The following is a 26,405-nucleotide window of genomic DNA, read 5'->3' on the forward strand; positions in this document are numbered from 1 at the left end:
ATGAAATTTCAATCAGCATTTAAATGGTTGTCTGTTTGTATTTTGGTTGGCAGCCAGCACAAAAACATCTTCTATTCCTCCATGGCGCTGTGGGACGGGGATGTGCGGCCGGCCGGATTTGCGGCAAGACTTGACCTGGAACCGATTTTTGTCAATGCGGGCTATTTTCAGGTCAGATACGTGGATGCTGACATTGCCGAGAGGAACGCATTGCAGATCGGTATTGAATTTTTTAACTGTGAACTGTGAACTGTGAACTGTGAACTTAGAACTCTGAACTGTGTGCCGGATATCAGGTCCGGTAATCCGCGTTGATTTTGACATAATCAATGGAAAAATCGCAGGTCCACACCGTGGCTGTGCCTGTGCCGTGATTGAGATCGATGGTGATCCGGAATTCCGGCCGCCGGATTGTCTGGGTCGCCTGGGCTTCCGCGGTATCCCCGGCCCATTCCCCGTTTTGCACGATTTTGACCGCGTCAAAATAGATATCTATCGATGCCGGCAGTATGTCCGCGCCTGAGCGGCCGACAGCCGCCATGATACGCCCCCAGTTGGCATCTTCGCCGAACAAGGCGGTTTTGACAAGATTCGAATTGGCCACTGTATCCGCCACTTTTCTGGCATCCAAATCAGAGGTGGCTCCCTTCACCCCAATCTCCACGAACTTGGTCGCCCCCTCCCCGTCCTTGACAATCATTTTGGCCAGGCTTGTGAGTAATTCATTCAAGGCGGCTTGAAACAGTTCCGCCGATTCTGCGTCTTCAATTTCTACCCCGGCGGCGCCCCCGGCCAGCAGCAGAACCGTGTCATTGGTGCTGGTGTCCCCGTCAATGGTGATCCGATTAAACGACTGCTCATTGGCGGTTTTAAGCATTTTCCCGAGGGTTTCCGGGGAGGCTGCGGCATCAGTTACCACAAAGCAGAGCATGGTGGCCATATCCGGCCGGATCATGCCCGCGCCCTTGGCCACGCCGGTTATCGTACAGGTTTTCTCTCCTATCCGGATATCCCGGGTTACGACTTTGGGCACCGTATCCGTGGTCATCATGGCCTGGGCCAGATCCGGCCAGCCATCATAGGATAGACCGGAAATCAGGGCGGGCATGGTGGATTCAATTTTTCCGGTATCAAGCGGCTTTCCGATCACCCCGGTGGAGGCCGCCAGAACGGATTCTTCCGGAATCTGCAAAGCCTCGGCCGCCATTTTGGCCATGGCCCGGGCATCGGCCATGCCCTGGTTTCCGGTACAGCAGTTGGCGTTTCCGGAGTTTATCACCACGGCCCGGCAGCGGCCGGCCTTAATGCGCTCTTGGGTAAGTATCACCGGTGCCGCCTTTACCTGATTGGTTGTAAACACACCGGCCACCGCGGCATCTGTTTCTGAGTAGATCAGCCCGAGATCCGGGGCGCCTGTTTTTTTCAGCCCGGACCCCACTGCGCCCGTCTTGAATCCGTTTACCATTGTCTGCTCCGCTTGCTTGTTGATGTAAATCTGTTTTTACCCTCACCCTGACCCTCTCCCAGAGGGAGAGGGGGACAGCCTCCCCTGATTTTTTCAGAAGTAGAGGGGGACAGCCTCCCCTGATTTTTTCAGAAGTAGAGGGGGACAGCCTCCCCTGATTTTTTCAGAGATAGAGGGGAACGATTGGCATTGTGGTTGAATTAATTCCCGGATTTTGGCACCCTATCCCATAAAACCCTGAACATTTCAGAGTAAGATTAAGAGTAAGACGGAAAACCCTATACCCTATACCTTAAACCCTAAACCCTAAGCACCTAACACCTTGAACTTCAAACTCACCATCGAATACGACGGCACCGGCTACCACGGCTGGCAGCGGCAGAAAAATGCCCGGACCATCCAGGAAACCATCGAATCCGCCATCTCCGTAATGGTAAAGGCCCCGGTCCGGCTGACCGGCTCGGGGCGAACCGATGCCGGGGTGCATGCCCTGGGCCAGACGGCCAATTTTCACTGTGACAAAAACCTTCCGCCGGAGGCGTTTGTGGCAGGCTTAAACAGCCTGCTGCCGGATGATATCGTGATCCGCGGCTGCGAAAAAGTACCCGATAACTTTCACGCCCAGTATGACGCCAAATTAAAAACCTACCGCTACCGGATCCTGAATCGTCCTATTCCGTCTGCCATCTGCCGGCAGTATGCCTGGTTTATTCCCCGGCCGCTGGATGTCACGGCCATGCGAAAGGCCGCCGCCCACCTTGTGGGCACCCATGATTTTTCCTCGTTTGAGGCCAGCGGCAGCCCCAGATCCCATTCGCAGCGAACGGTTTATGACGCCCGGGTATTTACCCAAGCCGGGGATATCTTCTGCTTTGAAATTTTTGCCAACGGATTTTTGCGGTTCATGGTGCGAAATATCGCGGGTACGCTCGCAGATGCGGGCCTTGGCAAAATTACCCCGGAAAAATTCAAAGAAATTTTAACGGCTCAAAACCGCGCCCTGGCAAGTCCCACCGCCCCGGCCCACGGGCTGTTTCTGGTTGAGGTAAGCTATGCAGACACCGTGGCCGTGCCCTTAAGCCGCTGAATCTGCCGGTTATAGAAGGCGATCACATCCCGGCGGTTTAACATGCCCAAAAGCACCCCCAGATCGTCTTCCGCCACCACCGGCAGGCTGTCGATATTCTTGGTGGTAAATTTCTGCAGCACCGTATTCAAATCCTCTGATGCCGTGGTGGAGACCACCTCGGAGGTGGCGATATCCTTCATGACCACCAGGTGCTCGATTTCCGGGGAAAACAGCACGCCCCGCACATCCGTGCTAGAAAAAATGCCCACCATCCGGTTGTTCTCATTCATCACCGGAAAATAATGCTGCTTGGTTTTGGAGAAAAATGTCTTAAACTCTGAAAACGGCATATCCTGGGGGATGCTCTCCACCTTTCGGGCCAGGTGCATGAGATCCTTTACTTTCATCATCTGGAGCACATCCACCATGAATTCCCCGGCATGGGCGGGCGAGGCCACGCGATTCTGCACCTGCTTTTCGTAAATGGTCCAATTCTTGGCCCCCAGATACGTAATGGAGCAGACAAAAAGACTGGGCAGGAGCAGCTGATAGGAGTTGGTCATTTCGCTGACAAAAATGATGGTCGAGATGGGGGCATTGGAGACCGCGGTAAAAAATCCGGCCATGCCCACCACCACAAACGCGCTGGGGTGTGCGACCACGTTGGGCATGAGCTGGTTAAAGATCTGGCCGACAACCCCGCCCATGGCCCCGCCGATAACCACGGACGGCCCGAACACCCCGCCGGAGCCGCCGGAGCCGATGGAAAAGGACGTGGTAAAGATCTTGCCGATGGCAATGGAGAAAAGAATTAAAATCGGCAATTGCCCATTTATAGCCTGCTGGGCAAACCCGTATCCAAAGGCCAGGGCCTGGGGCAGAAAAAAACCGATGATGCCCGTCAAGAGCCCGCCGATGGCCGGCTTGATGTGGTTGGGCAGGGAGATGCGCTTAAAAACTTGCATCGTTCCGTAAAAGGATTTCACATAAATGTAGCTAAGCACCACCAGCACCATGGCAAGCACCGCATAGGGGCCGAGCTCCAGGGGATTTCGAAACATGACATCCGGTGAATCAAACAGCGAGCCCCAGCCGAACACAATGCAGAACAGGCAATACGCCACCACCGAGGAAATCCCCGCCGGAATGATGACCTCGGATTCAAACTCCGGGTCCCGGTAGAGCACTTCCGAGGCGAACAGGGCGCCGGCCAGGGGCGCGCGGAAAATACTGCCGACGCCTGCGCCGATGCCGGCCGCGAGCATGATCCGGCGTTCGCGCTCCGAGAGGTTTAAGCGGGTGGCCAGAAACGAGCCGAATCCGGCGCCGATCTGGGCGATGGGCCCCTCCCGGCCGCCGGAGCCCCCGGTGGTCAGGGTGATGGCCGAGGCGATGGTTTTGATGAGCGGAATCCGGCTCCGCATGTACCCGCCCTTGTTGTGATAGGCCTCAATGGCGGCATCCGTGCCGTGGCCTTCGGCTTCCGGGGCAAATGTATAGACCAGCCAGCCGCTTAAGATGCCGCCGAAGGCGGGCAGAAATAACAGAATCCAGCGATTAAAGGAAGTGCTGGTGGGGTGAAACAGGTGCTGCTCGCCCGCCGGCGCCGGCGGGCGGTAGCCGGCGATCATATCCATGAAAAAATGGCTGCCCGCCTGGCACAGGTAATGAAATACCACGGAGCCCAGCCCCGCGATAATGCCGATCAATACAAAATAAAACATCCATTTGCCGGCCCGGGCGAAATCAAACGGATTGAACCGCTGCCTGAAAGACGCTGCTATTTTCTGGGCTGGCAAAAAGATATTCATGGTAGACGCCGGTTATAGTTCAGGGCAGTCCGCTACCCGGTTAAATCCGCCACCGCCTGGCGCATGTCATCGAAAAGCGTCTGTATATCCGAGACCTCAAGACAGGAGAACGCGATCCGGATGTCGTGCTCCCCTAAAGCGATCACCCCGATCCCGTACTGATCCAGCAGATGCTTGCGCAGCTTTTCCGCGCCCACGGTTTTAAGCCGCACGCACATGAAATACCCGGAGTTAAACGGATAGACGGTCCAGGCATCATCGTATTTGGGATCTTTAAGGACCTGCTTGACTTTATCTGCCCGGGATTTCATCAGCTCAAACTTATGGGCCTTTTCCTCCGGATACGTGCTGCTTTCCATGGACTTTAAAACAATGGACTGGCTCAAGTGAGAGGCATTAGAGATATTTCCCCGCACGCAGCCCGCGGTTTTTCTCTCCAGCGCATCATATACAGTGGCCGGATCACCGTCAAAGCTCGCCCCATAGGTCATAAATCCGACCCGGAGGCCCCAGACGTAATTTTCTTTTGTGGCGCCGTCTAACTTAATGGGCAAAAGCCGGGGGTGGATGCCGCAGAGTCTTACAAAAATCGATTCTTTAAGGGCGGACTCCTCATAAAAAAGCCCGAAATAGGCGTCATCGCAAATTACGATCACATTGGTGCCGGCTTCGGCCACCTCCTTTAAAACGCTTACCATGCGGTCGGCCTCATCCGCCGTGATTGTGTAGCCGGTGGGGTTGTGCGGAAAATTCAAAAGCACGCAGATCTTATCCCGGGTTTCCGCCTGCTTGCGCACGGTTTCGGCAAAAGCCGCCGTATTATAGCCGCCGGCATCTGTGAAAATGGGGTAATTGACGATGGCCGCTTTTTTGCGGACGCTTAAAATCATGTTGTAATTGCCCCACATCATATCCGGCAGGATGATCACATCGCCGGGATCCACCCACACGTCGGCGATCACACTGATGGCGTTGGTAATGCCGTTGGCCACCACCGGCAGGCTGACAGACTTTCCGGCAAGGGACGGGTTTTTTTCAAAAAGCGCGTCCTTCCAGACTTTCCGCAGTTCCGGGAGCCCGAAGGAGGGGGCATAGGTCAGCGCGTTTTCCGGCTCCAGCCCTTCCATCAGGGCCATGACCGAGGGAAGCGCCATGGGGCGCCCGTTTTCCTTGGCAATGCCGATGGTGGCATTCAAGCGGTTTGCCTTTTCCTTGGCCTCAGCACTCTGGCTTAAAATGCCCTTGGGAAAAAAAAGCGCTTTTCCAACGTCTGAGAGCATATCGAATAAATGGGGGTTGGCCTCTTGGATGACAGCATTTAATTGTTCAGCAATCGGATTCATGAAAAATTCCTTCTTCTTTCTGCGATCGAAATTGTAATATCACACCACGGGGTGAACAACTTATCGTATTCCAGTCGTTTATTTAACCTTGACCATTATAACCAAGGAAATATATCTTTTTTTAACATTAATCGCAAGAATAATCCCGGGCAGCTCCTTTATGAAAATCGTCCATAAAGGGATTGAAAATCGTCCGCAAACATAATAATGAAAGCTAAACTCCCCTTCAATAAAAGGAAACAGCAGAGGTACAATAATAAATGTTCGGGTTTATCACATCGACAGGGAGGACGGGCACCGACTTTTTCACGAAACTATTTAATAATCATATTGCCAACGCCTGGAGTCTTCATGAACCCCGACCCGCCTTCAGACGGCGGAGCCATCAGTTAATCGCCCGCAATCCCACATTATATGAAAAGTATTATTTTAAAATTCCGAGAATATATCGTCACGCAAAAAAAAAAGAAGACGTCTATATCGAGACGAACTATCATCTCGCCGCATGCTTTCCTTTAATCCGGAGTGCATTTCCGGACGCCGTCATTATACACATCATAAGGGATGGTAGAAAGGTCGTCACTTCCTGGCTTAACAGATATCGCTATATCATTGATCATCACGTCACCCCTTTTCATATACCCGATCATCCGGACCAGAAAAACTGGGGCGAGTGGAACCCGCTACAAAAATTGAGCTGGTATTGGAAAACCGTCAATGAATATGCACTGCATAAAAGTCCGGATCTTTTTTTAAAATTTGAAGATATTTTTTCCGGAAACAACATGGCTGTCTATAACATTCTAAATAAATTCGATAACATTGAATATTCAAAAAAAGATGTCGACAACTTCCTCCGGCAAAAAGTCAATAAAACCAAAATAAATTTTTTTCCCGACTATGATCAGTGGCCGTCGTATTGGAAAGAACAATTTTGGCAGATTGCCGGAGACACGATGGAAAAATTTGGATATACAGATTAACTTGGGCGCCGAAAATAAGCCGCTCTTTTAAAGCATGACAAATTACGTTCGAGTCCTTACATACATCCTGATATTTATATTGCCGGCAGCGGCCAATCTGTTAGAACACGGCGGCAGTATAATATTTGCGATCCTGGTGTTATTTGGCATCGTTGCCTGGTTAAACCGCAAATCCCGGCCGGTTTTTGATCGAAATGAAAAAATTATTATGGCTGCTTTTGCCGGTTATTTTTTCATGTGTTTAATATTTTTTCTGGCAAACGGATTACTTAGAGAAGGAATGACCCTGGACTGGGAACTGGACCATGAAAGCCGTTTGCTCGGCTTTATTCCGATTTATTATCTCCTTATCCACTGGACCGGCATGAAGAAATGGGTGTTTTGGTACGGTCTTGCTGCCGGAGCCCTCTGCTCGGTTGGTTATGCGCTGATACAGGCCCATATGCTGGCCTCCGGCAATCGGATAACCGGCCCCTACAATCCCATCGCGTTTGGCAATCTGACGCTTGTTTGCGCGTTTATGGCATTATCCGGAATCCGCTATTTCTATCGCCGTCATCCCCTGCTCATTATCATTCCATTATTGGCTGTAATTGGCAGTATTCTTGTGGCGTTCCTATCCGGTACAAGGGGGACACTATTCCTCATTCCCATTTTAACCCTTTTATTCCTAATTCAACTGGGCAGCTTCAAATATACCTGGATATACCGCATTATTGCCATATTGCTAATTTTGATACCATCGGTTGCCTATTTTCAATTATCAAGCGTCTCTGTCGATGACCGGCTTCGCGATAGCCTGCACGATGCCAGACAGTTTTTTTCCGGCGAAAGAGAAAAGCTCCAGGGAGAAGAAGCGTACCGACTCCGCGTATGGACTGAAGGCTGGAAGATATATAAAAAGCATCCATTGTTTGGCGCCGGCAAAGACCAATTCATCCCGGAACTCCGCAAAAATACGGGACTCAAAGCGCCCCATCTGCACAATATGTTCCTTGAGTTCCTTGTCAGTTATGGCATTCTCGGTCCCATCGCATTGATTGCGATCCTTTTTACGCCACTAACCATACTAATCCCGACAATCAGGCAGCATTACAATAATCCCCACATGGTTGATACCGCATTTTCAGGACTGAGTCTGATCAGTGCATTCCTGGTTTTTTCCTTGACCACGTGTATTTTTTACAAAAATATTTTTATTGCTATCTACATTATATTATTGGCGACGCTATTTACAATCATCAAGCACGAAAAGTGCGCATAATGATTAAAAAACACTTGAAAACCGGGACCAGCTCATCAGTGAAACCAATGCGCCTGCTCTGCATCGTCAATTGCAATGATCGGGTTGAAACCGAGCTGTTCATCGGGCTCTGGCAAAAAGGGGTGGCCATTGACGTCATCTGCAATCCCCATGGCCCGAATTTCAAACGGCTTGAGGCCTCCGGCGTGCCGGTTTTGCCGCGGGGGTTTACCGGCCGGATCGACCCGGCGGGCATCCGGTTTATCCGGGATCAGCTGTCGGCCAAGCCCTATGACGCCATCTATGCGTTTAACAACAAAACCCTGTCCAATGCCCTGTTTGCCACACGCCGGATTCCGGTAAAAATCGTCTGCTACCGCGGCACCGTCGGCAACATCAGCTACTTGTCCCCCGGCTGCTGGATCACCTTCCTCCATCCCCGGATCGACCGGATCATCTGCGTCTCCGAAGCGGTCAGGCAATACTTTCTTGAAAAAAAATGCCTGTGGTGGGGCTTCCAGCCCGAACAGCTGATGACTATCCACAAGGGACACAACCCGGAGTGGTATGAACAGCCGCCCCATGACTTAAGTGAATTCGGGATTCCGCCGCATGCCTTTGTGGTGGGCTGTATCGGCCGGAGCCGGCCGCATAAAGGCCTTAAATACTTGATTGAGGCCGCCCGCTGGCTGCCCAGGGAGGCGCCTATCCACTTTTTATTGGTGGGCGATCTGGAAGCGGATAAGAAACTGCACCGCCAAATTGCGGCCAGCCCGTTCAAAGACCGAATCCATTTGACCGGATACCGTTGGGATGCCAGGGCGATTACCGCGGCCTGCCATGTTTACGTGATGCCGGCCACCGCCCGGGAAGGGCTTTCCCGGGCAACGATCGAGGCCATGTCACGGGGCGTGCCGGCCATTGTGACCAACGCCGGCGGAAATTCCGAAATTGTAGAGGACGGCATAAGCGGGCGGGTGGTCCCGGCCCGGGACGGCCGGGCCATTGGCCGGGCGATTGAGATGTTCTACCGGGACCCGGAAAAACGCTCAGCCATGGGGCAAGGCGCAAGGCAACGGATCATCAATGATTTCAACATCCGGCATACCATTGAAAAGACGTATCAGATGCTGGATGCGCTGGTGAAAGACACATCAGATCATTAAAGGCGGAGCCATCGTGCGGATCACCCATATCAATCTGGCCAGAGGGTTTCGGGGCGGCGAGCGGCAGACCGCACTCTTGATCCAGTACCTGTCCAAACAATCCATTCCCCAATACCTGGTCTGCCGAACCGACTCGCCGCTCAGACAATATCTGATGGACACCCCGGGCCTGTCATTTATTCCCGCCAATCACTATGTGCACGGCCATTTCAAGCATCGGCAAGCCGCTGATCTCTGTCATGCCCACGAGGCCAAGGGCGCCTACTGGGCCTATATCCGGCGTATTTTCAAAAAAACGCCCTATGTGATCACCCGCCGGGTCTTAAACCCCTTGTCCCGGAACCCGTTGACACGATCGGTATACCGGCAGGCGCATGCGGTGGTGGCGCTTTCATCTGCGGTGAAAGCACAGATTGAGGCCTATGATCCGGTTCTAGATCAAATCAGGATTATTCCGAGTGCCAAATCGGATCTGCCGTTTGATCCTGGAAATGTCGCTGAATTAAAAAAACAATATCAAGGTAAATTCGTCATTGGCCACATCGGCGCCCTGGTGAACAAGGACAAGGGGCAGCGCTATGTGATTGAGGCGGCCCGGGATTTAATGAATAAAATTCCGGAGCTTTATTTTATTTTCCTGGGCGAGGGAAAAGATAAACCGATTTTCCAGGCGGCGGCTGAGGGACTTAGCAACATTGAATTTGCCGGTTTTAAGGGCAATGTGGGCGACTACCTGGCCGTAATGAACATACTGATGCTGCCGTCATTAAAAGAGGGGCTGGGCTCGATCATCCTGGATGCCATGGACTACCGTGTGCCGGTGATTGCCAGCACGGTGGGCGGCATTCCGGATATGATAACCCATGGCGAAAACGGATGGCTGGTGCCGCCGGCAAACAGCCGGGCCATTGCCGAGGCCATTGAGATTCTGTATGCAGACATGGAAAAACGCCGCGCCATGGCGGAGGCCGGGTTTCAAACCGCCCGCCGGTATTCGGCGGATCATATCGGAGCATCCTACCTGAATCTTTACAAGGAAATCACGGGTTGATGTGTTGATCCGCCACAATGGATTGGTACACCTGTTCCGGAAAAATCCCGTATAAACAGTTGTAATGCCCATAGGGGCATTTTCTTTTAAAGCACGGCGAGCATTCAATCCCCAGGCAATGAATGCGGGCTTTGGTGGAAAGCGGCGGCGTATATGACGGACTGCTGGAACCATAGATCACCTGCAGCGGGAGGTTTATCGCCGCCGCCACGTGCATCAGGCCGGAATCATTGGAAACAACATGGTCAGCGCAGCCCATCAAATCGATGGTATCCTCCAGGCGGGTTTTCCCGCAGAGGTTATGATACCACGGATTTTTGCCGGGATGGATGGCTTTGCCCAGCGACACTTCTTTTCCCGAGCCAAGGGTCCACACCTGGTAGCCGGCATCGATTAGCATCTCCGCCAGCCGCTGAAAAAACGGTATCGGCCATTGCTTGGCCGGCCCATATTCCGCTCCGGGGCAAAAACACACCACAGGTCGAACGGCGGCCAAGTTGAGATCCTTTTTCAGTTGCCGCTGATTTTCCCTGTCCACGGTCAATGCCGGATAAAACTCGACTGCCGGGGGCAAAGGGGCGTGTCTCTCCTGGGCTAAAGCCAGCAGCCGCAAAATCGTCTTATCCAGTTTCGCCCTGTCCAGGCGGCGCCGGTCGTTAAGCAAGCCAAATCGCCACTCCCCTGTGTACCCGGTACGCTTCGGAATCCCGGCAAAAAAGGGAACCAAGGCGGATTTCCAAGTGCGCGGCGTGATAATGGCCCAATCATAGCCTTCCGCCTGGAGGGCGCGGCCGACGGCCAGGCGCTTGAAGAAGCGCAATTGGCCGTGCCCGACCGGCAGGGCAACGGCGTTTCGGATCTCGGCCATCCGGTACAGCAGCGGCAGAGACCACTCCGGCGCGACCACATCGATAACGGCGCCGGGCCAATCCGATCGGCATTTTTTAAACAGACTCTGCGCCATGGTCATGTCCCCGACCCAGGACGGCGCAACCACCAATATCTTCATGATGTCTTTCAATTAACAGGCGCGGGGCTGTTCAATATGAAGTGTACTGTTTTTCTTCCACCAGATCCGAGCCGAATTTCAAGTTGATTTCCCGTTTTACCGCGGCCCGCTCATCGTTGTTAAAATACACGCTTCGGGCAAGTGCGATGAATTCCCTGTCAAAACTTGCCGCCGCTTCTTTATCGCGGATTGCGTCCTCGATTTCCCAAAGCCGGGTATTGATTTCGTAAAGCCTTCCGTATTCCGGGCTTTGTACATCGATTCCCGCCGAATGCATTTCTGAATGCAATATTTCGAATTCCCTGCGGATGTTTTTGAGCTTTTCCGGATCCGAAATCCGTTCGGATTTAATGGCAAGAATGGTCACCTTGTCGACCAGTTCGCCGATGGAGACATCGACTTTCATCGTCTTTTCCTTTCCGCGCACAGCCGGTACCGGGTTCAACAAAGCCATTGATTTTTTTTTCAAAACCATATAGTTTTGCAAATTTAATTGCAAGCACAATATCTTTTCAAGCAATCGGCGGCCCATCCCATAGGACCGTCCCAAGGGTTGAAAAAAGCCCATGCCGAAGTTGAATGTGAAGAAAATATGCCTGCTCACCTTTTTCACCCCCGCGCCCCATGGGTCATGTTCAGGATCAGTAATTCGAGGTCCTCGAGATACTTCCAAATAAACCAAAATATCGCATAAAAAGGATTTTCTTCTATTATTATGATAAATTCTTCCGAAAAAGACCTTCTTCTCATCCACAAAAAAAGAAAAAAAAATTTGATTACTGAAGTGTATCGCTATGACCGGGTCATCGAAAAGCGGTTCCGCAAAACAGCCCTGTTTCCCGACATGCGCCGGGTATGGGCACTCGAGCACAATGCACTTAAAAGACTCGAGGGCTTGCCTGTGCCTACTTCATATGGGTTCGTCAAAAAAACAGGAGGGGGGGGCACAGAAATTATTTACGCCCGTGAATTTATCGACGGCCAATCCGTAAAACAATTTTTCTTTTCGGATATAAAGCCTTTGGCAAAAATCATGGCTCGGATTCACAATCGGGGAGTAATCACCCGGGATCCTACCCCGGAAAACTTCATTAAAACACCAGATGGAAAAATCCTTTTCATTGATTTCGGCCGCTCCGTATTACTGAATCCAAAAAATCCCGCTATGGTTTATTATTTAGGCAAAGAACTGGCCCGAATACACCATCATACTTTTCGAGATGACGACACCCTTTACATGCTTTTTAATAAAACCTATTTTCGCGTTTTGAAAGGCAATGCTGTCCGGCACAGGGCCATCCGGCTTTTCAGCAATTTGCATTACAGACGAATGAGCCGAAAAATTCGGAAATTATAAAACGGGAGGTAAAAAATCTTCCGGAAGCATCCGAAATGAATCCATTGATTTTTAATGGCAGACCATATAGTTTTGAACTCTTGATTTCAAGTGCAATTATGATAAAAGCGGCGAATGAAAACTGGATTTGATGCGCTTTTTAAAATTCTTATCACCTGTAAAATAAACCGCCCAGAAAAGAAACAATGAATCTTTTTTATACCGGATACACAGTACTTGCCAGCTTCGTATTTTTCCTCGCCCTGCCCTTTGCTCTGATATATGCCAGGATCACCGGCAAATACAGCGACCACCTGGAAGAACGCCTGGGGCGGATTCCCGGGAGATGTCTTGAAAAACTTCAGGGACATCCGCGGATATGGATTCATGCCGTATCTCTGGGCGAGGTCAGGGTGGCCGATGCTGTAATTGCTGCCCTGAAAAAAAGGATGCCGGAATGCTCCGTGCTGCTTTCCACCACGACCAAACACGGCAGAGAACTTGCCGAAACCCTTGATCCGGAAAATATACCCGTTGTTTACGCGCCGCTGGATCTCATCTTTTGTCTCCGCCCGGCCTTGTCAAGGATCCGGCCCCGGGCCGTGATATTTATCGAAACCGAGATCTGGCCGGCATGGGTTTTCGAGGCCCGGCGGGCAGGGGCTCGCGTAGCAATGCTAAACGGCAGGATTTCCCCCAGATCTTTTCCATCCTATCGCCGCATGCGTCCCCTTTTAAAACAGGTTTTGGCATGTTTTGACATTTTCAGCATGATACAGCCCGCAGACAGGGAACGGATAATTGCCCTGGGCGCACATCCTAAAAAGGCGGTGGCAAGCGGCAATGCCAAATACGAAAAAATTGCCGCGGCCCTTGACCCGGATGCAGAAGCAAGAATGCGGCAGATCCTGGATCTGCCGGAAAACGCTCAGGTGCTTGTGGCCGGCAGCACCCGGGAAGGCGAAGAGGAAATCATCCTTGATGCCTATGAGAAGATATTGAAAATCTTTCCTGAAGCCATCCTTGTCATCGCGCCCAGGCATATTGAAAGAGCCGGGGCCATAGCAACCCTTATAAACCGAAAAGGGCATTCCTGCGAGTTTCGGACGCGCATCGGAGACAAGGAAAATCTTCGCAGGGCAAAAATCGTGATTGTCGACACCTTTGGAGAACTGTTTGACACCTACAGCACCGCCACGGTGGTTTTCTGCGGTGCAAGCCTTGTGCCGCTCGGGGGGCAGAACCCCTTCGAGCCAGCAGCCTGGGGAAAGCCCGTGCTTTACGGTCCTTCAATGGAAGATTTCACAGATGCAGTGGAAATGCTTGAGGCAGAAGGCGGCGGGGCAGCTGTGTCCGATTCAGAGGCGATGGCAGCAACGATAACACAACTGTTAAAAGATCCGAAACAACTGCAGTCCATGGGGGAGAATGCCAGAAAAGCCGTTTTCAAACACCGGGGCGCTGCTGATATCCATGCATCATATATTGAAAAATTATTAACAGGCAAACAGGGGGAAGTCGAAAATGCAGATTGACCATGAAGCCGTAAAAACAATGGAGCAGGACCTTGACCCTCAAATCAGATCCAGTGTAGAAGAAGCCGCAAAAATGGCGGTCAGGGCCAAAAAGCGGGGCGGCAGGGTGGTTGCGGTTCTGGGCAGCGGCCCCAATATCCACGAAGGCATAACCACCCTGGTGGCTGAACTGATTTACAGGGGATTAATTGACGGGGTTTCAACAAGCTCGGCGGTTATCGCCCATGAAATGGCCGGAACCCTTGAAAAGGTAAAACGGGTGGAGGGCAGTTCCCTGGGCTTTGCCCCGGACAAGCTTCCGCTGGACGGTAAAATGGAGGTCAGCCTTCTGGATGACAGTCAATTTGCGCAGTACCAGCAGGAACTGGTGCTGGATGAAGACTTGTTCCGACGGATGACAGAAGCAGAAGGAAACGAAATCATCAAGGTTGCCGGCAACATGGCCTATCCCACGGGCTTTCGCACCGAGCGACTGGCAAGGGACGTGTTGGCTCTTGCAAAACGATGCGGACGTCCGTTCGAGGAAATCGCCGGTTTGGGCGCAGATCCGTATACCATGATAGGGGCGGGAGCTGCCATGGGCGTTCCCGTGCTTGTCACAATTCCCCAGTTGATAGGCGGCGGAGAGGTCGGGCTTGCCATCGGAGACAGCATCTCGGTTTCAAATCGGTGCAGCCGGCTGGCCCGCATGATGGGGGATGCAGACGTTATTATCGAATCGGCAGTTGCATTGACCCAGGAAATACACGACGGCCCGTTTGAGCTCTATACCGGCCACGGCATCTGGGCTGACTGGCAGGGGGAATGGACTTACAGCCTGAAGGATAAAAACATCATACGGATTGATCTGGATCCGAACCTGGAAATGGCCTGGAAAAAGGAGCGGCAATCAGGAGACGTTTCCACGGCAATTGACCAGGGCCTGCCCAAAACCGTTACCATGAAAACCCCTTTCCGCATGGAGATGTCCGGATTTGCCCGGATACCGGGCAGTCTTCCGGTAATAGGCGATATCGGCACCATCTGGCCGGTAATGATATCTAAAATCGCGGAAGACCTGGGTATAAAACCGGAGATTATGAGCTATAAACAGACCCTGCCGGCAGGGAAAAAATTCAGGGAATGGATCGTGGAAAACGTTTCCCCCCTTGACAAGGAAAAGATGCTCTCCGGCGTATACTGAACCCAAATTGAGCGTTTCAAATTTTTAAAAGCCGCCTCGATCTTCCATTCGGAAAGACATAGCGCTTTTTAATAAGAAGTGTACTGTTTTTCTTCCACCAGGTTCGAGCCAAATTTCAGGTTGATCTGCCGTTCATCGTTTCTGAAATATACGCTTCCGGCCAGCGAGATAAAATCGTCGTCAAACGATTTTTCGACCCCCTTGGCCCGGATTAGGTCCTCGATCTCCCAGAGCTGAATGTTGAGTATTGCATGTTTGCATCAAATTCATTGATTTTGCGCGGCAAAATCCCTAAAAAAGGACCATGCCTTATATTGAAGCCAAACGCATCTGCCTGATCCGGACATCCGCCATCGGGGATACCGTGCATGCCCTGGCCATGATGAACGCCCTGCGGCACGGCTATCCGGATGCCCATATCACATGGGTGCTGCAGACAATCCCCTATGAAATGGTTAAGGAACAGCCGGGGATTGACCGGTTTATCACCTTTGACCGCAAGGGGAACATGGGGCAATGGCGCGCGCTTATCCAGCAGCTGAGGCGGGAAAAATTTGACCTGGTGATCGCCCCGCAGGCAAGCGCCAAGGTGAGCCTCCTGACCTTTTTATGCCGGGCAGAAATCAAACTCGGCTTTGACTGGCACCGCTCCCGGGAGCTTCTCTATCTTGTTACCAACCGGCACATCCTGGCGCGCCCCATGCAGCATGTGCAGGATCAATTTTTTGAATTTATCGAATACCTGAGCATAAAAGATTATCCGCTTAAATGGAATTTCCGCTTTACCGAGGCGGAGCGCGCCTGGCAGAACCAGTTTTTTGCCGACACCCAAAGACCGGTTATCGGCTTTGTGATTGCCTCGGCCCACCCGGAGAAGGACTGGCCGCCGGCGTTTTACGCCAAGGTGATGGATGAACTGGATCAGCGCCTGGATCTAAAGCCCATGATAATCGGCGGCCCCAGTGAAAAAGAGAGGCGGATTGCCGACGAAATTCTATCTTTGTGCCAATGCCGGCCCATTGTCGCACTTGAAAAACCCATCCGGCATACCATGCTCCAGCTGGACGGCTGCCGAATGGTCATATCCCCGGATACCGGCCCTTTGCATATTGCCGTGGCCCTTGATACGCCAACCATTGGCCTTTACGGCCATTCCAACCCAAAACGGTGCGGTCCCTATAAATTCCGGGATCTCTTGATTGACCAATACAATGAAGACGAGGCTTACGACGCCCCGATTACCCGGCGGACCAAACCCGGCCGGATGCATACCATTTACCCGGAAGCGGTGATTGAAAAAATCGAATACGGCCTTAAGGCTTATCCCGCTGATCCGCTGCATGGTGAAAACCGGTTATGACAGTATTTCAGAAACACCGGGCATACCGGTTCGGCTCTGCGGAAGGCTTGACCGAAGCCCAGATGGAGAGGCTGATAAGTTGTTTCAGCATGGATCGGCAGCCCGCCCAAGGGACCCTGGGCGGCCGCACCCGTATTCTTTCAGAAGAACTGCCGGGTATCGGCCGGGTGGTGATTAAGCCGTATCACCGGGGCGGAATACTCCGGCATTTCAACCGGCGGACCTATATAAACACGGGCATGCCGCGCAGCCAGGCGGAATTTATGCGGCTTGATTACGTGCGGCAAATCGGGGTCAACGCCCCGGAACCGGTCGCCTTTGCCACCAGGGGAAGGCTTTTCTACCATGCCTGGCTTGTTACCAAAGAACTGCCGGCCGCCCGCAGCCTTGCCGATGCCGCCCTAAACCCGGCAAATCTGCCCGGCGATGCCGTTTCCCGGACCGCGGCGCATATCAACCGCCTGATCCGCCACCGCATCCTTCACGTGGATCTGCATCCCGGAAATGTCCTGCTGGATGCCGAAAACCGGGTTTACATTATTGATTTTGACAAAGCCCGGATCACCAGGCAATCGACTGAACAACTGGCACTACGTTATTGCCGAAGGTGGCAGCGGGCGGTGGCCAAGTACGGGCTGCCCGAAGAATTGAATGAATCGTTTCAGAGAGGGGTAGGGTGTAGGGTGTAGGCTTCCGCCTTGTCATTTCGGGGAGCGTCAGCGACGAGAAATCTTAAAATTCATGGAATAAAAAGATTTCTCGCTGACGCTCGATAATGACAATTACGCCCATAGGGGGGCGAAATTACTTTTTCATCCGTTTTGAGGCTTTGATCGGATTGATTTTCTGGGCTTTTTCCGAGCTTTCCATTGCCACGTGGGTGGCCAGATTGCAGTTGCCGTTTTTCCACTTGATGGTTGGGTCCGGCGCCACGGTGCAGAACCAGCCGCCTTCATACGCCTTGCTGCGGCTGCATCCGCTGCAGGACTCAAGGATTTCATAGCAGGAACCGCCGTTGAATGAGCAGCCGTTGGCTGTCATGAATGGACATTCTTCACCTTTTCTTACTGTTGTGCATTTCATTGGTTTTCCCCCTTCATATGCTTAATAATAAACGACGACGCCGGAAAGCATAACCTGCCGGCGCCGTCAAAAAGTTTTAAACCTGTCAACCACCGTATCAACTAAAATTTAAAAGATGAAAAATAATCCAAGGACATCTCAGTGTCAATCTTTTTTTGTATATTTTTACCTAAATTTTACATTCCAGCCAAAACAGGCCTTGTACCAAACCCAAAACCCGTGTAGAAAAACAGGCAGCAAAGAAATTTTAAAGGAAATCGCCTTTTTTATAGGCCGTTTCCAAAGCCAAAGGCACTGAGTCTTTTAAACATAGAACCGTGAACATAGAACCGTGAACTGTGAACCGTGAACCTTGAACCGTGAACCTTGAACCGTAAACTCAAAGAGATATAAATGATTCTGCAGCAGGCCAAAAACGTTCTAAAATTAGAGGCTGACGGCATTCTCAAGCTGGCCGAGCGCATTGATGAAAACTTTACCCGGCTCGTGGACATGATTTATCAATCCCGCGGCCGGGTGCTTATCGCGGGCATCGGCAAATCCGGAATCATCGGCAGAAAAATCGTGGCCACCTTAAACAGCACCGGCACCCGGGCCATTTTTCTGCATCCGGTGGAAGCCATGCACGGGGATTTAGGCATGGTATCCGGCGATGACATCTTCATTGCCCTGTCCAACAGCGGGGAGACCGACGAGTTAAACATCCTGCTGCCCAGCATAAAAAGCGCGGGCTGCCCGATTGTCGCGTTTACCGGAAATCCCCATTCCACCCTGGCCCAGGAAAGTGACCTGGTGATCGATGTGGGCGTGGAGGCCGAGGCCTGTCCCCTTAACATGGCGCCGACCGTCAGCACCACCGCCCAGCTCGCCATGGGCGATGCCCTGGCCGTGGTGCTGATCGACAAGCGAAAATTTACCGCCCAGGATTTTCACAAATTCCACCCCGGCGGTTCGCTGGGCAAACGGCTTTCCTTTAATGCCCAGGAAGTCATGCTGACAGGCGATGCGGTTCCCCGGGTATATGAAGGCACGGATATCCATGAGGCGCTCACGGTGCTGGATCACAAGCGCCTGGGGTTGGTGATTATTTTAAACGATCAGGATGAGTTAAGCGGCATCATCACGGACGGCGATGTCCGCCGCATGGTGGTCAATCGGACGGAAATCCCCAATCATCCGGTGGAGGATTTGATGATTAAAGACCCCAAGCGGGTAACCCAGACCACGCCGCTCTATGATGCCCTCTATATCATGGAAGCCCACCAAATTACGGTTCTGCCGGTTGTTGACAGGGACAACCGGGTGGCCGGCATCCTCCATCTGCACGATATCCTGGGCAAAGGCGCCATTAAATTCAACGGCGGGGCATAGGCAAAGGTCGGCACGGTGGCCGACCCTACGATTTTTTGCCCATGCGTAGCGTAGAAGGGCAGGCCACTGTGCCTGCCTGAAAATAAGTTGGCCGTTCTGTTTGCAATAGGCCCATTAAATATTTAAGTTTAACAAGTATCCCGATAAATTCGGGACATAAATTCAAAAATCATATTGAGGCAAACTTATGTCTAAATTCAGCGATGCCAATACAGAAATTCAAAGCCTGGGCGAAGCCAAGATAAACTCGCCGATTCTAAGCGAGATGGACGGCACGAGTCCCAAGATCTTTAAAGACGACAATGACCGCATCCTCCTTGATGTCAATGCCGCGGACATCAACAAAATGATCCAGGAAGGCCATGCCCCGCCCTCTTTTGAACTGGCCGGCCCGCGGAAAAAAATCTTTTTTGATCCGAGCAAGCTCAAATGCGCGCTGGTTACCTGCGGAGGCTTATGCCCGGGGCTTAACAACGTGATCCGCGCGGTGGTGCTTGAGCTCCATTACCGCTATCACGTCCGCCATATCTACGGCATCAGATACGGCCTCCAGGGTTTTATCCCGGACTATATGCACGATCTCGTGGAACTGAATCCGGATAAGGTGGTCCACATCCATGAAATGGGCGGCTCGATTCTTGGCTCATCCCGGGGGCCGCAGGATATCGAGGCGGTCGTGGACTGCCTGGAACGCCTAAACATCGGCATTCTCTTTATGATCGGCGGAGACGGGACCCTGAAGGCGGCCACCCGCATTGTCGAGGAAATTGATCGCCGGGGGGCAAAAATCGGGGTGGTCGGCATCCCCAAAACCATTGATAACGACATTCACATGGTTTCAAAGTCTTTCGGATTTGATACGGCCGTGGATATCGCCACGGAAGCCATCAAGGGCGCCCATAAAGAGGCCGAGGGCTATCCCAACGGCATCGGATTGATCAAGCTGATGGGCCGGCACTCCGGCTTTATTGCGGCCACCGCCGCGCTTGCCCAGCAGGATGTCAATTTTGCCCTGATCCCGGAGATTAAATTTGAGCTTGAGGGGGAAAAGGGGCTCTTGACCAAGCTTGAAAAGCGTCTTAAAGCAAGGAAGCATGGGGTTATCCTGGTGGCTGAAGGCGCCGGGCAGAACTTCTTTGAGCAGGCTGAAAAAAAGTACGACCCCTCGGGAAACGTCAAGCTCTATGACATCGGGGTCTACCTAAAGGAGCGGATTCAGGCGTATTTTAAAGACCGGAACATGGAGATATCGCTTAAGTATATTGACCCGAGCTACATGGTCCGCAGCCTGCCGGCCAATGCCAATGACCATGTGTATTGCAGCTTCCTGGGCCGGGATGCGGTGCATGCCGGCATGGCCGGAAAAACCAACATGATTATCGGGTTCTGGAACAATTTTTTCGTAAACGTGCCCATGCCGCTGACCGCCGGTGAGCGCAAAAACGTGGACCCGCACGGCAAAATCTGGCAGACCGTCCTGGAATCCACCGGACAGGGGGCGTTGGTGAATGATTAAAAACTAATCTCAACAAACCGCCGCCCGCTCACTTTCAACAGATACAATTCCTTAATCACCTCACCCGTGTCATCAAACCGGGTTTTGCCGGTAATGCCGTCGTAGGGCGGCATTGCCGGGAGCTGCTCCCGGATATAGGTCCTGCCGAAATACGGGGAGCGATCCAGCAGATCGATCAGCATCATGGCCGTATCAAAACCGATGGCCTCAAAAAAATCAGGTTCTTCCCCATAAACCCTTCTAAATTCATCGACAAAACGCCTTACCGCATCTGAGCGGCTTTCCGCATAAAAACCGGACGGACAGATGGCGCCCTGAACATACCGGCGCGCCATCTCTATGAACTGATCCGAATGCCACAGGTTGGTACCCAGTAAATAAACCTCATTAATATCGTAATATGCCAGCTGCGGGATGATCAGGCCCGCCTTTTCCGGGGAATCCGGGATGAATACGGCCTTAAAATCCACAATGGGTTCAGGCTCTTCCTCCGGGTCTAAAATACGATCACCCAATAAGCCGCGAATATACGGGGCGAGGCCCGCTTCATTGCGGCTTTCTGCATCAGGCCCGCTGTCCTCCCAGCCGATTCCCCACAATGCCTCAAACGGTGACGGCTGCCATTCGAGCGGTCCGATCCGGGTTTTTGCTTCAATGTCTGCGGGCACGTCATAGTAAAGGCCCGCCAATTTTTTAATCGAATCGGAAAAGTCCGTATGCGCCGGGTTGTAATCCTCGAGCCCGACCACCGACGCCTTTCTGGCCAGGAGCTCATCCCAGAACAGGTTCATGAATGTCTCGCCATAATTCTCATCCGGATAAAGCACCGCAAAGCGATCAATGTCCAGGGTTTCGGCTGCGTACCTGGCAAGCGTGCGCACCTGCATTTGAGGGGTGATAAAATTTCTGAAAACAAACTCCCCGATCTCCGGGACGCCTGAGGACTGGGTGAGCGTAATAATGGGGATGCCGTGTTCCTGGGCGGCCTTTGCAGCCGCCTCACTTGTGGCAATCGGCCCGATAATTGCGGTTACCCGCTTTTCGTTTAATTCCTCAACCGCTTTTATGGCCTGCTCCGGATCCGAGGCGGTGTCTGCCACAATCAAATGAATCGGCCGGCTCGACGCGTTTTGCCCGGAAATGGAAAGCGCCATTTCCAGGCCATGAAGCGCCTGCTTGCCATAAGCCGCGTATCTGCCGGTAAGCGGGAGAAGGCAGCCGATATTTATCTGATCGGCCGCGCCTGAGGCTTTGATCTCCTCCAGCCGCTCTTTTGCGGCCTCTGCCAGTTCATGATCCGGGTAGCGATCCAGAAAATCGGCCCATGTGGCCATGGCATCCCCCAGATTTCCTACATCCGCATAATTTTTTGCCATATGATACGTGAGATAACCGCTGGGCGGGCGGCCATCCAGGCGGGCCAACTCCGGCTTTAATGTCTCCGTGGACAGCCGGCTGATCGCGGCTTTGAGCCGGGGCAAAACTTCTTTTTCCGCCTTTTTCTTTTTGGCCCGGTCAAAGGCTTTCAAAAACGCAAAGTAGGCCTCCCTGGGCAAATCCAGGGCCATATACGCATCCCCGACACTCAAACCGGCCCGGACATATGCTTCCCGGGAAAGCTCATACGAAAAAACCGCGGCCGACCGGCGGATAACCGCCTCAAAATCCCCGGCATCGTATAAAACCGAAAGCATTTCTACGCCGGCCTGCCCCGCATAATCTGACTGGGGGTGCTTATTCATTACCTCTTTGAAATGCGAGACCGCCTGGGCATACTTTTCCTGCCGGCCTTTGATAATCCCCATCTGAACAAGGGCCTTTGGCATCATTTCCCCGTCCGGATACTGAGAGATGTACTGCTGGTAGAAGGAAAACGCCGCATCCAAGCGCTCTTCTTTAAAACTGGACTCGGCTTTGCGCAAAAGCTCCGCCCCGGGCTTTTCCTTCTCAAACACCCCCGGCACAACCCCTTTGGGCACACAAGCGGTGCAGGCAAGCAGCCCGCTTAAGGCCAATACAAGGAATAATCGCTTCATTTCTGAAATATGCTCATTTTATGGATGCCTCAGGCCAGCCCCCACGCCCGCCTGAGTTGATATTATCGCCAAATATGCCTCAAATATGCCATTGATACGAATCTTTAAAACAGGGGGCCCGGGATGTCAAGAAATGTAGCTATCCGTTATGGAAGCCTAAAGGCTTCCGCTACATTGTGTGCGCCATCAACTTAAATGCTCGGCATTTCTCCGATAACGGCACCATCCAGTAGGGGCCACCTTAGGTTGCCCTTATGGGAATGTAAAAGGATTGCGATTGCAATTTACCCCTGAACACCTTATTTTAATGGTAACAGGAGAAAGATTATGAGCAAAGAATTTTATGTGGTCATAGAAAAAGACGAAGACGGCTTCTATGTCGGTGAGGTTCCGGGATTGAAAGGCTGTTACTCTCAAGGCAAAAGCATTGAAGAGCTGATGAAAAACATGCGGGAAGTAATCGAACTCTGCATTGAAGATGAGCCGTTTGCCCAGGGTGAGTTTGTCGGCGTTCAAAAAGTGAGCATTGAACATGACCCTGCCAATGCTCAAGGCTAGCGAGATAATCAGAGCTCTGGAGAAGCGAGGCTTTACCGCCGTGCGGCAGAAAAAAAAGTCGAATTGACTCTGGATTAGCTTTTATCTGATTCATAAAAAAACAGAAGCAACCCGCCACTCAATGTCATTAACTTAAGCGCTTTTAATCCCTTCATAACATCTACACTTGGCTGTCGGTGATATCGAAAGCTTTATTGCCACAGAAAATTCAAAGGCACAAATTTTGATCTGGACGATTTGAAAGGATTCGGCTGATTGATGCGCAAGTCGTATCAGCGAATGCTCAATTCTTTTTTAAAAAAAGATAGGGGCATCAAACGATGTAAGGGATTTTTTAATCAACTGGCTGACCAAGATTCACTCAGGTGCTACCCGAAATTAATATACTGTCCCCGGAAAAATCTCCCCCGAATTCCATGTATGGTGTCCCGGGAATTTGAATGCAGACGAAGTTGTTGGCTTGATTTGCCGGGATGATCATGTTTATAATTAAAATATAAAATCTGCATAGGGAGGAAAAAAACCATGGCCAAACAAAAGTCGTCTTGCGTTGAGGAACTTTATCGGGAAATCGACACCACTCCAGAGGAATATTTACCAGCTCTTCTGGAAATTGTGAAAGGATTTCGCTTGGGAATTTTGAAACCGGCTGATGAAAGTTTCAAGCAAGGAATGCGTGATGTGATGGAAAACAATACCAGGCCCGTATCTGAACTTTGGAAAGGTATAGATGCCTGAGATCTCGTTTACCTTTGAATTTAAAAGAAATCTCAGAGCCTTGGCAAAAAAATATCGGTCAATACGATCTGATATTCAGCCGATTATAGATCAGCTGCAAAACGGAAACCTGCCGGGTGACCAGATTCCCGGTGTCAATTTAGCTGTTTTCAAGGTAAGGATACAAAATTCCGATATCCAGAAAGGGAAGCGTTCAGGCTACCGGTGTATTTATTACTTAAAAACCAGGGAAAAAATCTTTTTAGTCACGATATATTCCAAATCAGATCAGTCTGATATTTCCGCCAAAAAAATAAAGGAAATTCTCCAGGAAATGGGGTATTAATTAAGGGTTCATGTGGCGGATTATGGTCATCGAAATACATGGTTATAATGATTCCTAAAAATCCTCGGGCCCTCCAAACAATTCCCGAAATCAATCTTGACTTTTAAAATATCCATGTTGTTTTTAAACCATGTTTAAACTATGGCTAAAGTTAGCTGAACACAAAAGCTGTCTGAAGGATTTATTCAGCGTCTCGAAAAACTGGCCATTATTGATGAAATCCAGCGTCACCCGCCCCTGACGGTAGCGGTCAAGTATGCTGCTGACAAAGACTGGCGAAACCTGAAACAGTTTACAGACCGCCTGGAACGTCCGGTTAAACGCTTTCTTTTTTATTCCGGGCACACTACCGCAAAGAAAACGATATCCGCCTGATACCCATAAGCGCTCTTTACAGGGGAATCTGAAACATGAGTCAAGCTGCTTGACCCTGGCTCAAGGAACCGGTATAAAATTATAGAATACTCACTTAAACAAAAAGGGCCAAGCCAATGAAGATTCGAAATATCCTTATTACCCTGACAGCACTCATTGCCTGCCTGTGGTTCACATTGCCGGCGCAGGCGGAATTTTACCAGTATACGGATGACAAGGGAGTTGTGCACTATACAGACGATTACAGCACAATTCCGGAGCCGTATCAATCACAGGTTGACGCTCATCCGGAAACCCCGAAAGACAGCCCTGCTCAGGCAGGAGGCACGGAAGAGAAAAGCATCGGGCAAACCGCCCCGGCTGAGGATCAAACAGCGGAGAGGGTGCCGGGGGAAACGGCATCAGGGCAAACCGAAGCCGCGGAAGAGAAAGAGTCCTCATCGGCCGCCGGTGACCAGCTCACCCGGCAGCGCGAAGAGCTGGTCGAAAAAAAGGAACAGCTTGATCAGCAATATGAGGCACTTTTAGAAAAAAAGCAAGCGATCGAATCATCCCGCGAAGAAATGAGCGATGACGAGGAAATCAAGGCCTACAATCAAAAAGTTCAGACGTTAAACGAAAAAATCAACCAGTACCACGAAAAAGAAAGCGCCCTGAAATCAAAAATTGAGGAATACAACCAGCGGATCAGAGAATAACAACAGATTATTTTTAATCATCCTTGAGAAGCAATGGTATCCAGGGCATAAATTTTGGTTTGGCTCCGGGCAGGGTATATTGTCCCGTTTCTGTTGTGGTTTGGCCGCAGAGAACCGTTACCCCTTGATCAGCCGGCTTATCCCAGCCGGTGACGGCCTTGAATTCTATTGTATAATCGCCCGCCGGCAAATCCCATTCCGTTTCGTCGCTGCTTAGCCATATCTCTGTGCCGGCACGGCGCCACCGGGCCCCGTCAGCACAGGCCTCAGCAGGTTCGATGGCCACCTGCAGAGTGCCCATAGAATCCCGATAATCCGCGACCGCATCCATTGTCTCGCAAAGAAGCCGTGCATTGTCGCCGTCAGCCGCATCACCGGCAGGCGTGCCCTCATAGGTCACCAGGGGCGTTGAAAACAGGGGCGCACTCTGGTAATCTGGATATCCGTTCCCATCTTTATCACTATATGCCATAATAGTGTGGTACCCCGCGCTCTTGGTGCCCGGAAAATACCACCCTGCCGAATAAGAAGCAAGCGCCTTGTTAGGTCCTGGATAACTTTTCTGATCCTTTGCATGATCTGCGCCCAGATTGTGACCTATCTCATGGTCCAGTGTCGTGCTGATGGCCACGGACTGAATGGCACTGGCGGTAAATGCGTAGCCCGGACTACCGCCGGGGTATGAAAGCAGCCAGCCAACGCCGACCCATCCGTAAGGGGTTCCCGTATCCACGAGCAGAGCCACCACATCGGCGCCGTAGTCATCCCTCAGGGTATGTACCTCTGCAAAAGCCCCATCTCCGTATGTTATTGCATTCAAATCAGTATCAAGATTATAGTCAGTTCCGTTTTCGGTTTCTACATTCTCATGCGTATAATCCACGGCCACCGAGTGAACCAGCCGGAACGAAATGTCCACCTCACTGTTCTGGAGGCTCAAATTCAGGCGGTTGACGGTATCCTGCGAAAATGCCGTCAACCCCCCGTTTTGCGCAACCCATGAGGTGGCGGTGGTATCATAGACCAGCATAATGTCGATGGTTGTCGATGGGGCGGCAGGCGCGGCTGCAAATAATATGAACAGGAGAACGGCCAATGAACATCCCATGCTGCGCAGCCGGTAAAATCTATTTTCAGGTATTTCCATTCCA

General features: G+C 51.6%; 22 protein-coding genes. 14 read left to right on the forward strand and 8 right to left on the reverse strand.

Annotated features, from left to right (window positions below; all coding sequences use genetic code 11):
• Positions 1-249 carry a hypothetical protein gene (locus U5L07_14455; GenBank protein MDZ7832945.1) on the forward strand — a complete coding sequence of 83 codons (249 nt, stop codon included), beginning with the start codon at positions 1-3 and terminating at the stop codon, positions 247-249.
• A gap of 43 nt (positions 250-292) precedes the next feature.
• Here U5L07_14455 and argJ read toward each other — a convergent pair whose 3' ends face one another.
• Entirely contained in the window at positions 293-1,495 is a 1,203-nt protein-coding gene (argJ, locus tag U5L07_14460; GenBank protein ID MDZ7832946.1) for a bifunctional glutamate N-acetyltransferase/amino-acid acetyltransferase ArgJ, read from the reverse strand.
• A 292-nt stretch (positions 1,496-1,787) separates the two neighbouring features.
• Here argJ and truA point away from each other — a divergent pair, with 292 nt between their 5' ends.
• The gene (gene truA / locus U5L07_14465) at positions 1,788-2,552 is read left to right on the forward strand and encodes a tRNA pseudouridine(38-40) synthase TruA (GenBank protein MDZ7832947.1); all 765 of its coding nucleotides are present in this window, start codon (positions 1,788-1,790) and stop codon (positions 2,550-2,552) included.
• Here truA and U5L07_14470 read toward each other — a convergent pair.
• Both U5L07_14470 and U5L07_14475 read right to left on the reverse strand, forming a co-directional pair.
• The gene (locus U5L07_14470; GenBank protein ID MDZ7832948.1) at positions 2,516-4,345 is read right to left on the reverse strand and encodes a chloride channel protein; all 1,830 of its coding nucleotides are present in this window, start codon (positions 4,343-4,345) and stop codon (positions 2,516-2,518) included. The two genes, truA and U5L07_14470, sit on opposite strands and share 37 nt — an antisense overlap.
• A gap of 32 nt (positions 4,346-4,377) precedes the next feature.
• A complete protein-coding gene (locus tag U5L07_14475; GenBank protein MDZ7832949.1) occupies positions 4,378-5,688 on the reverse strand; it encodes an aminotransferase class I/II-fold pyridoxal phosphate-dependent enzyme in 1,311 nt (436 codons plus the stop codon).
• 1,191 nt (positions 5,689-6,879) lie between these two features.
• Between U5L07_14475 and U5L07_14480 the strand changes: the two genes are divergently transcribed.
• The 3 genes from U5L07_14480 to U5L07_14490 are packed head-to-tail and all read left to right on the forward strand — an operon-like array spanning position 6,880 to position 10,131.
• Complete coding sequence (locus U5L07_14480; protein MDZ7832950.1) at positions 6,880-7,935, forward strand: O-antigen ligase family protein; 1,056 nt, start codon at positions 6,880-6,882, stop codon at positions 7,933-7,935.
• Positions 7,935-9,080: a glycosyltransferase family 4 protein gene (locus U5L07_14485; protein MDZ7832951.1), complete on the forward strand. Its 1,146-nt coding sequence runs from the start codon at positions 7,935-7,937 to the stop codon at positions 9,078-9,080. The genes U5L07_14480 and U5L07_14485 overlap by 1 nt, the downstream gene beginning before the upstream one ends.
• 13 nt (positions 9,081-9,093) lie before the next feature.
• On the forward strand, positions 9,094-10,131 hold the full coding sequence (locus U5L07_14490) for a glycosyltransferase family 4 protein (GenBank protein MDZ7832952.1): 1,038 nt from the start codon (positions 9,094-9,096) through the stop codon (positions 10,129-10,131).
• Here the strand turns inward: U5L07_14490 and waaF are convergent.
• Together waaF and U5L07_14500 are read right to left on the reverse strand one after the other, a co-directional pair.
• Positions 10,121-11,140, reverse strand: a complete 1,020-nt coding sequence (gene waaF, locus U5L07_14495) for a lipopolysaccharide heptosyltransferase II (protein MDZ7832953.1) — start codon at positions 11,138-11,140, stop codon at positions 10,121-10,123. The two genes, U5L07_14490 and waaF, sit on opposite strands and share 11 nt — an antisense overlap.
• A 31-nt stretch (positions 11,141-11,171) precedes the next feature.
• Positions 11,172-11,546 (reverse strand): DUF6165 family protein, encoded by a 375-nt coding sequence (locus tag U5L07_14500; GenBank protein ID MDZ7832954.1) that lies wholly within the window; start codon positions 11,544-11,546, stop codon positions 11,172-11,174.
• A 1,136-nt stretch (positions 11,547-12,682) separates the two neighbouring features.
• Here U5L07_14500 and U5L07_14505 point away from each other — a divergent pair.
• The 4 genes from U5L07_14505 to U5L07_14520 all read left to right on the forward strand — a co-directional run bounded on the left by U5L07_14505 (position 12,683) and on the right by U5L07_14520 (position 17,243).
• Positions 12,683-14,011, forward strand: a complete 1,329-nt coding sequence (locus U5L07_14505) for a 3-deoxy-D-manno-octulosonic acid transferase (protein ID MDZ7832955.1) — start codon at positions 12,683-12,685, stop codon at positions 14,009-14,011.
• Complete coding sequence (locus U5L07_14510; GenBank protein ID MDZ7832956.1) at positions 14,001-15,194, forward strand: hypothetical protein; 1,194 nt, start codon at positions 14,001-14,003, stop codon at positions 15,192-15,194. The genes U5L07_14505 and U5L07_14510 overlap by 11 nt, the downstream gene beginning before the upstream one ends.
• A 304-nt stretch (positions 15,195-15,498) precedes the next feature.
• The gene (locus U5L07_14515; protein ID MDZ7832957.1) at positions 15,499-16,554 is read left to right on the forward strand and encodes a glycosyltransferase family 9 protein; all 1,056 of its coding nucleotides are present in this window, start codon (positions 15,499-15,501) and stop codon (positions 16,552-16,554) included.
• Complete coding sequence (locus U5L07_14520) at positions 16,551-17,243, forward strand: lipopolysaccharide kinase InaA family protein (protein ID MDZ7832958.1); 693 nt, start codon at positions 16,551-16,553, stop codon at positions 17,241-17,243. The genes U5L07_14515 and U5L07_14520 overlap by 4 nt, the downstream gene beginning before the upstream one ends.
• A gap of 115 nt (positions 17,244-17,358) precedes the next feature.
• Here U5L07_14520 and U5L07_14525 read toward each other — a convergent pair whose 3' ends face one another.
• Entirely contained in the window at positions 17,359-17,637 is a 279-nt protein-coding gene (locus U5L07_14525; GenBank protein ID MDZ7832959.1) for a PxxKW family cysteine-rich protein, read from the reverse strand.
• 393 nt (positions 17,638-18,030) lie between these two features.
• Between U5L07_14525 and U5L07_14530 the strand changes: the two genes are divergently transcribed.
• Together U5L07_14530 and U5L07_14535 are read left to right on the forward strand one after the other, a co-directional pair.
• Positions 18,031-19,008 carry a KpsF/GutQ family sugar-phosphate isomerase gene (locus U5L07_14530; protein ID MDZ7832960.1) on the forward strand — a complete coding sequence of 326 codons (978 nt, stop codon included), beginning with the start codon at positions 18,031-18,033 and terminating at the stop codon, positions 19,006-19,008.
• Between the two features lie 187 nt (positions 19,009-19,195).
• Positions 19,196-20,524: an ATP-dependent 6-phosphofructokinase gene (locus U5L07_14535; GenBank protein ID MDZ7832961.1), complete on the forward strand. Its 1,329-nt coding sequence runs from the start codon at positions 19,196-19,198 to the stop codon at positions 20,522-20,524.
• Here U5L07_14535 and U5L07_14540 read toward each other — a convergent pair.
• Positions 20,521-22,560, reverse strand: coding sequence for a penicillin-binding protein activator (locus tag U5L07_14540; GenBank protein MDZ7832962.1), 2,040 nt, complete (start codon positions 22,558-22,560; stop codon positions 20,521-20,523). The two genes, U5L07_14535 and U5L07_14540, sit on opposite strands and share 4 nt — an antisense overlap.
• A gap of 327 nt (positions 22,561-22,887) precedes the next feature.
• On the opposite strand from U5L07_14540, the gene U5L07_14545 reads away from it, so the two are divergent.
• The 3 genes from U5L07_14545 to U5L07_14555 all read left to right on the forward strand — a co-directional run bounded on the left by U5L07_14545 (position 22,888) and on the right by U5L07_14555 (position 25,254).
• A complete protein-coding gene (locus U5L07_14545; GenBank protein ID MDZ7832963.1) occupies positions 22,888-23,118 on the forward strand; it encodes a type II toxin-antitoxin system HicB family antitoxin in 231 nt (76 codons plus the stop codon).
• Between the two features lie 525 nt (positions 23,119-23,643).
• Complete coding sequence (locus tag U5L07_14550) at positions 23,644-23,856, forward strand: hypothetical protein (GenBank protein MDZ7832964.1); 213 nt, start codon at positions 23,644-23,646, stop codon at positions 23,854-23,856.
• 816 nt (positions 23,857-24,672) lie between these two features.
• Positions 24,673-25,254 carry a DUF4124 domain-containing protein gene (locus U5L07_14555; GenBank protein MDZ7832965.1) on the forward strand — a complete coding sequence of 194 codons (582 nt, stop codon included), beginning with the start codon at positions 24,673-24,675 and terminating at the stop codon, positions 25,252-25,254.
• 13 nt (positions 25,255-25,267) lie between these two features.
• Here the strand turns inward: U5L07_14555 and U5L07_14560 are convergent, their stop codons facing one another.
• Positions 25,268-26,401 (reverse strand): M12 family metallo-peptidase, encoded by a 1,134-nt coding sequence (locus U5L07_14560; GenBank protein ID MDZ7832966.1) that lies wholly within the window; start codon positions 26,399-26,401, stop codon positions 25,268-25,270.
• Between the last annotated feature and the right edge of the window lie 4 nt (positions 26,402-26,405).

This window comes from Desulfobacterales bacterium (assembly GCA_034520365.1).
GTDB lineage: Bacteria > Desulfobacterota > Desulfobacteria > Desulfobacterales > Desulfosalsimonadaceae > M55B175.

What these genes read in the sequence shown, in the direction of transcription:
- U5L07_14470 (MDZ7832948.1), bottom strand. Translation starts at nt 4,345, where the DNA reads ATGAATATCTTTTTGCCAGCCCAGAAAATAGCAGCGTCTTTCAGGCAG.
- U5L07_14505 (MDZ7832955.1), top strand. Translation starts at nt 12,683, where the DNA reads ATGAATCTTTTTTATACCGGATACACAGTACTTGCCAGCTTCGTATTT.
- U5L07_14550 (MDZ7832964.1), top strand. Translation starts at nt 23,644, where the DNA reads ATGGCCAAACAAAAGTCGTCTTGCGTTGAGGAACTTTATCGGGAAATC.
- U5L07_14455 (MDZ7832945.1), top strand. Translation starts at nt 1, where the DNA reads ATGAAATTTCAATCAGCATTTAAATGGTTGTCTGTTTGTATTTTGGTT.
- U5L07_14555 (MDZ7832965.1), top strand. Translation starts at nt 24,673, where the DNA reads ATGAAGATTCGAAATATCCTTATTACCCTGACAGCACTCATTGCCTGC.
- U5L07_14485 (MDZ7832951.1), top strand. Translation starts at nt 7,935, where the DNA reads ATGATTAAAAAACACTTGAAAACCGGGACCAGCTCATCAGTGAAACCA.
- U5L07_14500 (MDZ7832954.1), bottom strand. Translation starts at nt 11,546, where the DNA reads ATGAAAGTCGATGTCTCCATCGGCGAACTGGTCGACAAGGTGACCATT.
- U5L07_14525 (MDZ7832959.1), bottom strand. Translation starts at nt 17,637, where the DNA reads ATGAAATGCACAACAGTAAGAAAAGGTGAAGAATGTCCATTCATGACA.
- U5L07_14540 (MDZ7832962.1), bottom strand. Translation starts at nt 22,560, where the DNA reads ATGAAGCGATTATTCCTTGTATTGGCCTTAAGCGGGCTGCTTGCCTGC.
- U5L07_14535 (MDZ7832961.1), top strand. Translation starts at nt 19,196, where the DNA reads ATGTCTAAATTCAGCGATGCCAATACAGAAATTCAAAGCCTGGGCGAA.
- U5L07_14560 (MDZ7832966.1), bottom strand. Translation starts at nt 26,401, where the DNA reads ATGGAAATACCTGAAAATAGATTTTACCGGCTGCGCAGCATGGGATGT.
- U5L07_14475 (MDZ7832949.1), bottom strand. Translation starts at nt 5,688, where the DNA reads ATGAATCCGATTGCTGAACAATTAAATGCTGTCATCCAAGAGGCCAAC.
- U5L07_14545 (MDZ7832963.1), top strand. Translation starts at nt 22,888, where the DNA reads ATGAGCAAAGAATTTTATGTGGTCATAGAAAAAGACGAAGACGGCTTC.
- U5L07_14530 (MDZ7832960.1), top strand. Translation starts at nt 18,031, where the DNA reads ATGATTCTGCAGCAGGCCAAAAACGTTCTAAAATTAGAGGCTGACGGC.
- U5L07_14515 (MDZ7832957.1), top strand. Translation starts at nt 15,499, where the DNA reads ATGCCTTATATTGAAGCCAAACGCATCTGCCTGATCCGGACATCCGCC.
- U5L07_14520 (MDZ7832958.1), top strand. Translation starts at nt 16,551, where the DNA reads ATGACAGTATTTCAGAAACACCGGGCATACCGGTTCGGCTCTGCGGAA.
- U5L07_14510 (MDZ7832956.1), top strand. Translation starts at nt 14,001, where the DNA reads ATGCAGATTGACCATGAAGCCGTAAAAACAATGGAGCAGGACCTTGAC.
- waaF (MDZ7832953.1), bottom strand. Translation starts at nt 11,140, where the DNA reads ATGAAGATATTGGTGGTTGCGCCGTCCTGGGTCGGGGACATGACCATG.
- U5L07_14480 (MDZ7832950.1), top strand. Translation starts at nt 6,880, where the DNA reads ATGGCTGCTTTTGCCGGTTATTTTTTCATGTGTTTAATATTTTTTCTG.